This is a genomic window from Streptomyces sp. NPDC048590 (assembly GCF_043199535.1).
Classification (GTDB): Bacteria; Actinomycetota; Actinomycetes; order Streptomycetales; family Streptomycetaceae; genus Streptomyces.
Map to the genome: position 1 here is coordinate 230,600 of NZ_JBICWC010000001.1, position 12,338 is coordinate 242,937.

Below are 12,338 nucleotides of genomic sequence, written 5' to 3' on the forward strand. Positions count from 1 at the left end.
ACCACTTAAGCAACGCTGTTGCCAAAGTGCAAGCGATGGAGACAATGGTGGGGTGAACAGGAGCAACAGCAGGAGCGGCGGAGTCAACCTCCCGGCCCTTCGCCACCACAACGCCTCGCTCGTCCTCGACCTGCTGCGGGTGGCCGGCGAACAGGGCATCAGCCGGCTGGAGCTCGCCGAGCGGACCGGCCTCACCCCGCAGGCGGTCAGCAAGATCACCGCCAGGCTCCGCACGGAGGGCCTTGCCGCGGAGGCCGGCCGGCTCGCCTCCACCGGCGGGAAACCGCGCACCGTGCTCCGCCTCGTACCGGACGCCGGATACGCCGTCGGCCTCCACCTGGACCGCGACGAACTGACCGCCGTCCTGGCCGACCTGGCAGGTACCACGGTCGCGACCCGCACCTTCCCGCTCGATCTCGGCGCCCCGGCCGACGACGTCCTCGCCACGGCCGCCCACGCCGTGCAGACGGTACGGGCCGACGGACCCCGGACCCAGGACCGGCAGGTCTTCGGCGTGGGGGCGGCACTGCCCGGCCCGCTGGACCACCGCGGCGGGGTGCTGCACCGGGTCACCGGCTTCCCCCGGTGGGACGGCTACCCGCTGCGGGACGCCCTCGCCGAGAGCACCGGCCTCCCCGTCGTCCTCGACAAGGACACCAACGCCGCGGCCCTCGGCCTCGCCCTGCGTGAACGCGCCGACGCCGACTTCGCCTACCTCCACCTGGGCACCGGCCTCGGCGCGGGTCTCGTCCTGGGCGGCGCCCTGCACCGGGGGGTGCGCACCGGCGCCGGCGAGTTCGGGCACCAGACACTCCAGCTGGACGGCCCTCCCTGCTCCTGCGGCGGCCGGGGCTGCATCGAGGCGCTCTGCCTCGCCGCCGTCTCACGCGGCGACGTCGCCGAGGCGGCCAGGGTGCTCGGGGCGGGCGCCGCCAACCTCGTGGGCCTGCTCGACATCGACCGCGTCGTCCTCGGCGGCCGTACCGTCGCCGCCGACGAGGACGCCTACGTCGAAGGCGTCCGCGCCGTCGTCGAGGAACGGGCCCGGCGGGAGGGCGTCACCCCGGCCGTACCGGTCGCCGTGGCCGGCGGAGGCGACCGTCCCGTCGCCGAGGGAGCGGCCCAGCTGGTCCTCGCCCCGCTCTTCGGCCGCGCCGGCGAGGACGGCGGCACCCGCGCCTGAGACGCCGCTGTCCTACCCCGGCCGGGGGCCGAGGGGGGTAGGACAACAGCTTGTGAGCGCGCGGACCCGGCCGACCGGGTGGACTTCGGCGCCCGAACGGGCGGTGTACGCCACTGTCAGGTGGCAGCCTCACGCGCGCGCGTGGCAGCGTCGCACCCGGAAACGTACTGCCCAGGCCATATGTCCGGCCGTGCGTGGCCGCGTCGGCGCTCCAGCCCCCGATGGCCCACCGCCCCGGCCGTTCGCGAGCAGCGAAGGGTGACCCCCATGCCCAGCAGACCTCCCGCGCGCCTGCGCGACGGCAGCGCCCTGACCCGCCTCGGACTGGCCGCGGGGCTGGTCGTACCCGCCGGCCTCCTCGGTGTCCCGGCCGCCATCGCCATCCCCGTCACCGCACCCGCCGTGTCCGGTGCGCCGGTCTCCGCGCCAGGCCCGGAGGCCGTCGCCGAGCAGGCGGCGTGCGGCGACCGGCAGGCCGAGGACTTCCCGATCGAGACGCGGATCCACGGCGGTCCCGACACCTACGCCTCGGGCGGCGGCTACGGGACCTGGTACCTGGACCTGAGGAACACCACCTCCACCCCCTGCTACGCCATCCACCCCGTGCTCGTCCTCACCGACGAGGAGCGGACGCTCACCGCCGAGCAGATCCAGCTGGAGTTCACCGAGCGGGCCCACCCCGACGAGGAACACCGGGTGAGCTGGGAGTCCACGGACCGGGACGAGCAGATCGGTGTCTTCGGCAGCGGTGAGCAGGGCGACGACTTCCCCGGCTTCACGGTCCCCGCGAAGAGGACTGTCACCGTCGAGGTGCGGATGGCGTTCACCTCCGACACGCTCCCCGGCACGGTCACGGCCCGCGCCGCGATCGTGCAGCGGCACACCGCCCGGGACGCCGGAGCAAGTGACGACGAGGAGCGGAGCGGCAAGGCCGCCGACGGTGAGTGGGTGGGGGAGTCCCAGGCGTACGAGTTCACCATCGTCGACAGCGGCATCGAGGCCCCCGAGGTGCCGGGGCGCACCGCGGACACCGAGGGCGATCCCGTGCCCGAACTCGCCCGCACCGGCCGGGAGCGCACGCTCGTGGCAGGTCTCGCCTCCGGGGCGCTCGTCCTCGTGGGGGCCGCCGCCATGATCGTGGCGAGGCGGCTGGGGGCCCGCGGGCGCTGACCGTGGCCGGAGGATCCTCCTGATCAGCAGGTTCCGCCGGGAGGAGCCCGCGGCCTAAGATCGGGGCGTCGGCGCTGCACAGCGCGGTGCCGCCGGCGTCCAGCACCCCGGTGCACAGCGCGTACGGCAGGAGCCCGTCACATGGCAGACCGCAAGCCGATCGAATCCTGGCTGACCGACATGGACGGCGTCCTCATCCACGAGGGCACGCCCATCCCCGGCGCCGACGCCTTCATCAAGCGGCTGCGGGACTCCGGTCTGCCCTTCCTGGTCCTCACCAACAACTCCATCTACACCGCCCGCGACCTGCACGCGCGCCTCAAGCGCATGGGTCTGGACGTGCCCGTGGAGAACATCTGGACCTCGGCCCTGGCCACCGCCCAGTTCCTGGACGACCAGCGCCCGCGCGGCACCGCGTACGTCATCGGCGAGGCCGGACTCACCACCGCGCTGCACGACATCGGCTACGTCCTCACCGACCACGAGCCGGACTACGTCGTCCTCGGCGAGACCAGGACCTACAGTTTCGAGGCGCTGACCAAGGCGATCCGGCTGATCAACGGCGGTGCCCGCTTCATCTGCACCAACCCGGACGAGACCGGCCCCTCCGCCGAGGGCCCGCTGCCCGCGACCGGTTCGGTGGCGGCGCTGATCACCAAGGCCACGGGCAAGTCGCCGTACTTCGCGGGCAAGCCCAACCCGCTGATGATGCGCACCGGCCTCAACGCCATCGGCGCCCACTCGGAGACCTCCGCCATGATCGGCGACCGGATGGACACCGATGTGCTCGCCGGCCTCGAAGCGGGGATGCAGACCTTCCTCGTCCTCACCGGTCTCACCGCCGAGGCCGACATGGACCGCTACCCCTTCCGGCCGTCGACCGTCGTCGACTCCATCGCGGACCTCGTCGACCTGGTGGACCTGCCGGCGAAGTAACCCGACCGGGCTACAGCGGATGCGGGGTGCCGCCCGGCGCGTGAACCTTCCTTCAGGAGGTTTACGATGCGTTCACTGCCCCTCACGTTCTGTGCCGCCATAGCGGCCGGGACGATAGCCCTTCCCACGTCCGCCGCCCTGGCCGATTCGAAGGCCGATGACTCCAGGGACGAGAAGCGTTCGGGAACAGTCTCGGTCAGCCCGTCCCGCGTCTCCCCCGGCAAGGAGGTGGAGCTCCGGACCGATGCCTGCGGCAAGGGCAGGTCGGCCCGGGGCAACTCCGAGGCGTTCGACACGGAGGCTCGCTTCGAGTACGACGGCGGCAAGGAGCTCGTCGCCGTGGCCCGGATCAGCGACGACACCGCGCCCGACGAGTACGAAGTCTGGGTGACCTGCAAGGACGGCCACGGCAAGGCCACCGGCAGGTTCACCGTGGTCCACCACAGCCGCCCCTCGCCCGTCGCCCCAGTCCGGGCCGGCGGCGGAGGCACGGCGGTGCTCGCCGAGGGTGCCGCGGACGAAGGCCCCGGCACCCCGCACACCGTGATCGGCCTCGGGCTCGGCGCGGTCGCCGCCGTGGCCGTCGGCTTCCGTACCGCACGCCGCCGCCGTCCGGCGCGGCACTGAGATGAGCGCCGCGGACCGCCCCGCCGGTACGGGGCGCCTGCTGACCGGCGTCACCTGGGCCGTGCTCCTGCTGGGACTGTGGCTCTGGGGCCGCGCGGCCACCGCGGGGAACTCGGCCCCCACGACCGGTGACGTCGCCGCGGTCGGACGCCCCCTGGGCGTGCCGCTGCCACCGGCCCACGAACCGCTCGACGGGGCCGCCCCGCAGCGCGTCGAGATCCCCTCCATCGGGATCGAGGCAACCGTCGTCCGGCGCGGTCTGGACGCGGAAGGGGCCATCGAGCCCCCGCCGTTCGCGACACCGAAAGCCGTCGGCTGGTACGCCGACGGCACGGAGCCGGGCGCCGAGGGCGCCGCGCTCTTCGTCGGCCACGTCGACACCGAGAGCGAGCCCGCGGTCTTCTACGGGCTCAGCGCCGCCAGGCCCGGCGAGAAGGTCCGGGTGAGCCGCGCGGACGGGAAGATCGCCGAATTCACCATCGACGACGTCCAGGTCTTCACCCGGGAACGCTTCGACGCGCAGAAGGCCTACGGGCAGCGTCACGACGGGCGGGCCGAGCTCCGCCTGATCACCTGCGGTGGCACCTACGACCGTGCGTCCCACGCGTACACGGCCAACGTCGTGGTGTCCGCCTATCTGACCGCCGAGATCGACGGCGCGAAGAGCCGCGTCTGAGGACGCCTCCGTGGAGGCGCCGAAGACCGACCTGGCCCGGCCGGTGTCCGCTCCCCCTCGGAGCTGCCGGCCGGGCCGGTCCTCGACCGCGCCGTCCGGGCGCGGGAGGCTGCCCAGGTACGGCGCGGGAGACCGGGCCACTGTAGGACGGGCGCCGGGCACGGCCCAGTGGATTTCCGGCAGGCTGTCCTGATCCGACAGGTGCGGACGGCGCCCGGGATCCGTGTCCCGAGGCGAAAGCGGGCGAAAGCGAAGAGGCCCCCTCACTGAGTGAGGGGGCCTCTTCGTTGCGTGCGCCGTCAGGGACTCGAACCCCGGACCCGCTGATTAAGAGTCAGCTGCTCTAACCAACTGAGCTAACGGCGCCTGCTGACCTGGAGAACATTACCCGATGCGCGGGGGTGCTCCTGACCAATTCCTCTCCGCCCCGGCCTGTCGGATGGTCGTTTTTTCCCTTTAGTACCTCAACATGAGATATGCCGAAAAGGTGAGATGTAAGGGATCCCGACGACTGCCGAGAGGAAGAGGGGTCGCGCATGACTGTGCCGGTCTTCGAGGAGTACGAACCCGAAGCCGACTGCGGCTGCAGGGGCTGTGCCCAGCAGCGCCGCACGGCGGCCACCCTGCCCGCGCGCCACGGCGGGCACCCGGCCGCACACGGTGCGCGCCGCGCACTGGTGCTCGCCACCGCCACCGGCGTGGTCCTCTCCTGTGGGGCAGGTCAGGCCGCTCCGCACGAGGCCGACCGGGACGGCCCGCCCACCCGCACGATCGCCGACCCCCAGCCGGGCAGCCCGCAGGGTTCCGTGGGTCCGCTGAACAACGACGGGGCTCCGGGGGCGCCCGCTCCGGGCACGGCCCAGCGCACGACGACCCGCACCGCGATCATCGACCGGGCCAAGAAGTGGGTCACCGCGAAGGTCCCGTACGACATGACGGCGTACTGGTCGGACGGCTACCGGCAGGACTGCTCCGGCTATGTGTCGATGGCCTGGAACCTCGGTACGAACGAGTGGACCGGCAGCCTCGCCGGCTTCGGCACGAAGATCGCCAGAGCGGATCTTCAGCCCGGCGACATCCTCCTCTTCCACAATCCGGCCGACCCGGCCGTGGGGTCGCACGTCACGATCTTCGGCGGGTGGGCCGACGGCACGCACACCCACTACCTCGCCTACGAGCTGACCGACCCGAAGGCCCGCAAGGCGACGACGCCGATGGCGTACTGGAGCAACTCCTCCAAGTACGTGGCCTACCGCTACAAGGGCATCGTCAGCGGGTCGAGCGACAGCGGCTCGGCCACCGCCTTCCCGGGGGCCGCGAAGTTCGGTGCCGGCGCGAACAACGCGCATGTGACCAGGCTGGGGAAGATGCTCATCGCCCAGGGCGGCGGCCGTTTCTACGTCCAGGGCGCCGGTCCCCGCTGGGGAGACGCCGACAGACGGGCGACCCAGGCCTTCCAGCTCGCACAGGGCTGGACGGGCAAGCAGGCCGACGGCATCCCCGGCCCGCACACCTGGAAGCTCCTCGTCCAGGGCACCGGGCGCAAGATCCCCGCCACCGGGACGGGCACCTCCCCGGGCGGGAGCGTGGCCTACCCGGGACGGAGCCACTTCCAGCCGGGGAAGGCCGGCAGCCACGTCCAGCGGCTCGGGGAGCAGCTGGTGCGCAAGGGGTACGGCGCGCACTACACCTCCGGTCCCGGTCCCCGCTGGACGGAGGCCGACCGCCGCAACGTGGAGGCCTTCCAGCGGGCCCAGGGGTGGAGCGGTGCGGCGGCCGACGGATACCCGGGGCCGGAGACCTGGCGCCGGCTCTTCGCGTGACGGCCCCTGCCCGCGCGACGGCGCCACGGGCGACCGGTCTGACGGCTTGACGGCTTGACGGTGTGAAGCAACGCAACGCGACGGAACGGACATGACGGAGGCGGAAATGCGGTCCACCGAGAACGTACGGGGCGAGTGGGACGAGCTGGGCGAGCGGGAGCAGCGGGTGGTGGTTCCCGGACCGCCCGGCGTCCGGGACGAGTGGGAAGAGGCGCCGACGGCTCCCGAGTCCCAGGTCACGGGGGTGCCGGGGCCGGGAGCGGAGCCGGCGGGGCAGCCGGAGCGGAGGCGGTGGCCGGTGGTCGAGCGGCCCGCCTGGCCGGTGGTGAGCGCACCGGCGGCGAGCCCGGCGGTGGGTCCGACGGTCCCGGAGGTGCGTACGGCGCAGGCGCGGGTGGAGGCGGAAGCGGCCGGAGGGCGGGAGGTCCTCGTCGCGGTGGAGGCACCCTCGGAGGAGTCGCTGCCGGTGGACCCGCTTCCGGCTGACGATGCGGTGCCGGTTGCCCCGCTTTCCGTGGACGGCGCACGGGCGCTGGACCGGCTTCCCGTGGTGGGCCCGACACCGGCGACGGATCCGGGGCCGGCGGTGGATGACGCACCGGCGGTGGATGGGACGCCGACGGTGGGCAGCGGTCCGGCGGCAGATCCGGGGCCGGCGATCGGCCTGGGGGCGGCCGTCGACCTGGGACCGGCGGATCCGGGTCCTGCGGTTGAGTCGCGGCAGGTGGAGGCCGAGGCACGACCGGTGACGCCGAGTCAGGCGGAGATCGGGGCAGTGGACGTCGGCGCTGATACGGAAGCGGAGGAGGAGATCGCGGCGGATCTCGGCCGGGCTCTGGACGCGGTCGCCGAGGCCGGCCGAGCGGCCCCCGCCGACAGTGCCGTCCCCCTGGACCTGGATCTCGGCCCGGAACCGGGGCCGGAGACGGAGATCCTGCCCCTCGCCGTGCCGGCTGCCGGCACCCGCGAGGAGCCGGCGGACGCGGGCCGGGAGCGGGGAGCGGCACCTGACCTGAGGAAGACGGACCTCGCCGTGTCCGGCACCCGCGAGGAGTCCGGCCGGGCCGCCGTGACGATGACCGTCGGCGCCGCGGACCCCGCCTCCTGGCGGGCGGCGGGACGCAGGCAGCCCGTCATCTCCACCGAGACCACCGCGCCCATCCCCGTCCACCTCCTCTTCCGCGACGACGCGAAGCCGGGCACGGCGAGCGGCGCGCGGCAGCCCGGCAACCACCGGCCGCCCCTCGCGCGTACCCCGCAGACGGGCGGGTCCGTCCGGCCCGCCCCCCTCGCCGACCCCCGCCTGACCGAGCGGCCCGGCCCCGCGCTGCCGGGCTGGGCCGCGATGCTCGCCGCCACCGCCGGGACGGCCGCCGGGCTTGCCGCGCTGTGGTGGCAGGGCGCGCTCCCCACCGCGCTCACCGACAAGGTCGGTCTCGGTACGCGCACGTACGAGGGCCTCGGCATCGGGACCTGGGCGCTGCTCTCGCTGCTGGGGGCCGTGGTGCTCTTCGCGCTCTGCGGCCTGGGCCGCGGCCGGGCGGGCTACGCCTCGGTGCTGACCCTCTTCGGTGACTACCGGGGCAGCGTCCGGAGGACCGGACTCCTCTGGATCTCCCCCCTCCTGCTGCGCCGCCGCACCGACGTACGGCTGCGGCACTGGCGCAGCGAGCCGCTGCGCGCCGTCGACGCGAGCGGTACGGCCCTGCGCGCCGTCGTCCTCGTCGTGTGGCGGGTGAAGGACACCGCGCGGGCGGTGCTCGGAGTCGCCGATCACGAGAGCTACCTGCGCGACCAGGTGGAGGCCGCGCTCGCCCGGGTGCTCTCGCAGCTTCCCGCTGACGCCTTCCAGGAGGACACCCGCACCCTGCGCGACGCCGAAGCGGTGGGGGACTCGCTGACCCGGATGCTTCAGGCGGACTGCGCTCCGGTGGGCATCGAGGTGTACTCGGCCCAGCCCACCGGGATCGAGTACGCGCCCGAGGTCGCGGCGGCGATGCAGCGGTGCCGGGTGGCCGCCATCGACGCGAAGCACCGCGACGGCGTGCTGACCTCGGTGGTCGACGCCGTGGACGACACGGTCGGCCGGCTGACCGCGCGGGGCCTCGTGGAGCTCGACGCCTACGAACACAAGGCGCTGGTCAGGGATCTGACGGTCGCCTTCTACACGGGCCGCGGCGGGGGAGAGGGTGCCTGAGCGCTTCCGGTTGCAGGGGGAGTCGCGCTGAAACCGGACGCACATTGGTCTGGACATGTTCATGGCTTGTCAATAATCTGGACTTGGTCTAGACCGCAGGAACGCGCGCAGCGGAGCCACGTAATCCCCAGAACCTCCCCCACGTTCTCGAGGAGCGACGAAGCATGCGGAAAAGAGCAGGCGCGGCCGTCATAGGCCTGGCCATCGCGGGTGTCTCGATGTTCGCGACCAGCAGCGCCAGCAGTCACGGGTACACGGACACACCCATCAGCCGGCAGAAGCTGTGCGCCAACGGCACGGTGACCGGGTGCGGCAACATCCAGTGGGAGCCGCAGAGCGTCGAGGGCCCCAAGGGCTTCCCGGCGGCAGGACCGGCGGACGGCAAGATCTGTTCCGGCGGGAACGGCCAGTTCGCGCAGCTCGACGACCCGCGCGGCGGCAACTGGCCCGCCACCCAGGTCACCGCCGGGCAGGGCTACAGCTTCCGCTGGCAGTTCACGGCCCGGCACTCCACGAGCGACTTCCGCTACTACATCACCAAGAACGGCTGGGACCCCACCAAGCCGCTCACCAGGGCCGCACTGGAGTCGCAGCCCTTCATGACGGTGCCGTACGGGAACCAGCAGCCCCCGGCGACGCTGACGCACCAGGGCTCGATGCCCACCCAGAAGACCGGGAAGCACATCATCCTGGCCGTCTGGAACGTCGCGGACACGGCGAACGCCTTCTACGCCTGCTCCGACGTGAAGTTCTGACGCGAACGCCTGACATGGCGCAACGCACAGTGGGCGGTCTCCCTGGAAGGAGACCGCCCACTGTGGTGTCTGTGCGCCGTCAGGGACTCGAACCCCGGACCCGCTGATTAAGAGTCAGCTGCTCTAACCAACTGAGCTAACGGCGCCTGCTGACTCGAAAATAATACCTGGTGTTCAGGGGTGCCGATGACACGCGCCCGCCCTCTCGGGGCGTGGCCCTCGCCACAGCCGGTACGTGCCCGTGTCGCCGTGGCCCGCCGCCCCCGTGTTCTCGTGCCTGCCCGCGCCCCCAGCCCGGTCGGCACCCGCGTCGCCCCTTCCTCCCGCCCGCGCGGGCGTTCGGCTCCTCGCGCCTCCACAGAAGAAAGTCATTTTCTTTCGTAAGTGATCTCTATTTTTGCGTAGCTCTTTGTATGGTGAGCTCCGTGACGAAACGACGACTCTCCCAGGTGGCCGAGTACGCGGGTGTCAGCGAGGCGACGGTCAGCCGCGTCCTCAACGGCAGCCCCGATGTGGCGCGCGCGACCCGCGACGCGGTGCTGAGCGCCCTGGACGTGTGCGGGATCGAGCGGCCGAGCCGCTACCGGGCCGAGCGGGCCGCGCTGATCGGACTGGTCGTGCCCGACCTGCAGAACCCGATCTTCTCCGCCTTCGCCGAGGCCCTGTGCGGCCTCCTCAACAAGCGCGGTCTCATACCCGTCCTCTGCACCCGGACCGCCGACGGTGTCTCCGAGGCGCACTACATCGAGATGCTGCTGAAGCAGAACATCGGAGGCATCGTCTTCATCGGCGCCAGCTATGCCGACGCCGGGCCCGAACACGGCCGTGCGCTGCGAGAACGCCGGATCCCCATGGTGCTGCTCAACGCCGCCGACGAGAACGTCGGAGTCCCCCAGGTCAGGGTGGACGACTCCCTCTCCGCCGACCAGGCGCTCACCCATCTGGAGGCGCTGGGGCACGAGCGGATCGGGGTGGTCCTCGGCCCGGTCGGCCATGTGCCCTCCGCGCGGAAGCTCGCCGGGTTCGCCGCCTTCTGCGCGCGCCGGGGAATCGCCCCGGACGACTGGCGCCGGCTGGTGGCGCACGCGCTGTTCACCATGGAGGGCGGCGCCACCGCACTTCCGCGACTGCTGGCCGAAGGGGTCACCGGGATCGTTTGCGCCAGTGACGCGCTGGCTCTCGGGGTGGTCCGTGGCGCCCGTCGGCAAGGAGTGTCGGTGCCGAGGGACCTCTCGGTGGTCGGCTTCGACGATTCCCCGTTCATGGTGGCCACCGACCCGCCGCTGACCACTGCCCGGCAGCCGATCCAGGCGATGGCCTCGGCCGTCGTGGCCTCCCTGGTGGCGCAGATCGACGGCCATGCGACTGCGAACGAACTGATGATGTTCGATACCGAGCTGATCGTCAGGGGGTCCACCGCCGCGGCACCGGCCTGAGTGGCGCGAGGACGGTCCGTGTTTCTTGCACAAGCCGCCGAGATTACTTTCTTGCGTAGATGCATTGACTTCTTGCGTAACGAGCTTCTACCTTCGGCGCAGCTCAGTGCTCGGGGTCCGACAGCCCCGCAGCGGACCTCCAGGAAGGCACATCGCCATGGTTGGCATGCCCGGCATCAGCAGGCGTCAGGTTCTCGGCTCGGCGACCGCCGTCGCCCTCTCGCTCGCCCTCACGGCCTGCGGCGGCGGCTCCGGTTCCGAGTCCTCCGGAGTGGACAAGAACGGCGTGGTCACGATCAGCGTGAACGGCATGCCCGCCAAGACGCAGGCCGTCGACCGCAAGAACTTCCTGGAGGACGTGAAGGCCTTCGAGAAGAGCCACCCGAAGATCCGGATCGACGCCCGCGAGGGCCAGATGGACCCCAAGACCTTCTCGGCCAAGCTCGCCGGGGGCCAGCTGGAGGACGTCTACTACGTCTACTTCACCGACCCCGCCGGCCTCATCCAGCGCCGCCAGGCCGCCGACATCAGCGAGTACGTCGGTGACGTCCCCTACTTCGAGGACATCGACCCGGCACTGATGAAGGTCTTCAAGGACGCCGACGGCAAGACCTACGGACTGCCCACCGGGAACTACTCGCTCGGTCTGCTCTACAACCGCACCCTGTTCAGCAAGGCCGGACTCGACCCGGACCAGCCGCCCACCACCTGGGAGGAGGTCCGCACCGCCGCGAAGAAGATCAGCGCGCTCGGCGACGGCACCGTCGGCTACGCCGACTACAGCAAGAACAACCAGGGCGGCTGGCACCTCACCTCGTGGATCTACTCCATGGGCGGCGAGGTCGCCACCCGGCAGGACGGCAGGTGGAAGGCCGCCTTCGACAGCGAGGCGGGACACAAGGCACTCCAGGCCCTGCACGACATGCGGTGGACGGACAGGAGCATGGGCACCCGGCAGCTCCTGGAGATAGCCGACGTCCAGAAGATGATGGGCTCCGGCAAGCTCGGGATGTACATGGCCGGACCCGACAACATCCCCACCATCGTCAAGCAGTTCGAGCGGAAGTACGACGAGTACGGGCTGGCGGCGCTGCCCGGCACGGCGACCCTCGGCGGCGGCGACGGCTTCATGTTCAACCCGAAGGCGTCCCCGGAGAAGATCAAGGCCGGGCTGGCCTGGGTCCAGTGGAAGTACCTGCGCAGCCCCGAGCGCGAGGCGGTCGACAGCAAGCGCTCCAAGGAGACGGGCGTACCGATCGGGCTGCCGCAGCCCAGGCTGTTCGCGGGTGAGGCGCAGGCGAGGATCGACAAGATCCACGAGCAGTACGCCAACACCCCGGTCGGGAACTACCAGCCGTTCATCGAGCGCAACGCCCAGGTGGAGACCAAGGTCGAGCCGCCCAACGCCCAGCAGCTCTACACGATCCTCGACGGCGTCATGCAGGCCGTGCTGACCAAGGAGGACGCCGACATCGACGCCCTCCTCGCCGAGGCGTCCAAGAAGGCCGACACCGTCCTCGCCTCGGTGAAGTGAC

10 protein-coding genes and 2 tRNA genes are annotated in these 12,338 nt (G+C 71.8%); 10 read left to right on the forward strand and 2 right to left on the reverse strand.

All coding sequences use genetic code 11. From position 1 onward, the window contains the following. Positions 1-52 precede the first annotated feature (52 nt). The 5 genes from ACGFNN_RS01010 to ACGFNN_RS01030 all read left to right on the forward strand — a co-directional run bounded on the left by ACGFNN_RS01010 (position 53) and on the right by ACGFNN_RS01030 (position 4,592). Positions 53-1,183 carry an ROK family protein gene (locus tag ACGFNN_RS01010; RefSeq protein WP_393551668.1) on the forward strand — a complete coding sequence of 377 codons (1,131 nt, stop codon included), beginning with the start codon at positions 53-55 and terminating at the stop codon, positions 1,181-1,183. A 267-nt stretch (positions 1,184-1,450) separates the two neighbouring features. Beyond that, complete coding sequence (locus ACGFNN_RS01015) at positions 1,451-2,353, forward strand: hypothetical protein (RefSeq protein WP_393551670.1); 903 nt, start codon at positions 1,451-1,453, stop codon at positions 2,351-2,353. 141 nt (positions 2,354-2,494) lie between these two features. After that, on the forward strand, positions 2,495-3,289 hold the full coding sequence (locus ACGFNN_RS01020; protein WP_393551672.1) for an HAD-IIA family hydrolase: 795 nt from the start codon (positions 2,495-2,497) through the stop codon (positions 3,287-3,289). A 66-nt stretch (positions 3,290-3,355) separates the two neighbouring features. After that, the gene (locus tag ACGFNN_RS01025; RefSeq protein WP_393551674.1) at positions 3,356-3,916 is read left to right on the forward strand and encodes a hypothetical protein; all 561 of its coding nucleotides are present in this window, start codon (positions 3,356-3,358) and stop codon (positions 3,914-3,916) included. A 1-nt stretch (position 3,917) separates the two neighbouring features. Then, entirely contained in the window at positions 3,918-4,592 is a 675-nt protein-coding gene (locus ACGFNN_RS01030; protein ID WP_393551676.1) for a class F sortase, read from the forward strand. A 292-nt stretch (positions 4,593-4,884) separates the two neighbouring features. On the opposite strand, the gene ACGFNN_RS01035 is transcribed toward ACGFNN_RS01030, so the two are convergent. Further along, positions 4,885-4,958: transfer RNA gene (locus ACGFNN_RS01035), tRNA-Lys, on the reverse strand. Between the two features lie 170 nt (positions 4,959-5,128). Between ACGFNN_RS01035 and ACGFNN_RS01040 the strand changes: the two genes are divergently transcribed. From ACGFNN_RS01040 to ACGFNN_RS01050, 3 genes are all read left to right on the forward strand, one after another. Further along, entirely contained in the window at positions 5,129-6,415 is a 1,287-nt protein-coding gene (locus tag ACGFNN_RS01040; protein WP_393551678.1) for a peptidoglycan-binding protein, read from the forward strand. A 91-nt stretch (positions 6,416-6,506) separates the two neighbouring features. Beyond that, entirely contained in the window at positions 6,507-8,612 is a 2,106-nt protein-coding gene (locus tag ACGFNN_RS01045; RefSeq protein WP_393551680.1) for an SPFH domain-containing protein, read from the forward strand. A gap of 164 nt (positions 8,613-8,776) precedes the next feature. Then, positions 8,777-9,367, forward strand: a complete 591-nt coding sequence (locus tag ACGFNN_RS01050) for a lytic polysaccharide monooxygenase (protein WP_362547131.1) — start codon at positions 8,777-8,779, stop codon at positions 9,365-9,367. A 72-nt stretch (positions 9,368-9,439) separates the two neighbouring features. Here the strand turns inward: ACGFNN_RS01050 and ACGFNN_RS01055 are convergent. Then, positions 9,440-9,513, reverse strand: a tRNA-Lys gene (locus ACGFNN_RS01055). A 267-nt stretch (positions 9,514-9,780) separates the two neighbouring features. On the opposite strand from ACGFNN_RS01055, the gene ACGFNN_RS01060 reads away from it, so the two are divergent. Together ACGFNN_RS01060 and ACGFNN_RS01065 are read left to right on the forward strand one after the other, a co-directional pair. Further along, positions 9,781-10,803 carry a LacI family DNA-binding transcriptional regulator gene (locus ACGFNN_RS01060; RefSeq protein ID WP_393551682.1) on the forward strand — a complete coding sequence of 341 codons (1,023 nt, stop codon included), beginning with the start codon at positions 9,781-9,783 and terminating at the stop codon, positions 10,801-10,803. A 157-nt stretch (positions 10,804-10,960) separates the two neighbouring features. After that, positions 10,961-12,337, forward strand: coding sequence for an extracellular solute-binding protein (locus ACGFNN_RS01065; protein WP_393551684.1), 1,377 nt, complete (start codon positions 10,961-10,963; stop codon positions 12,335-12,337). The last annotated feature ends 1 nt before the right edge of the window (position 12,338 follow it).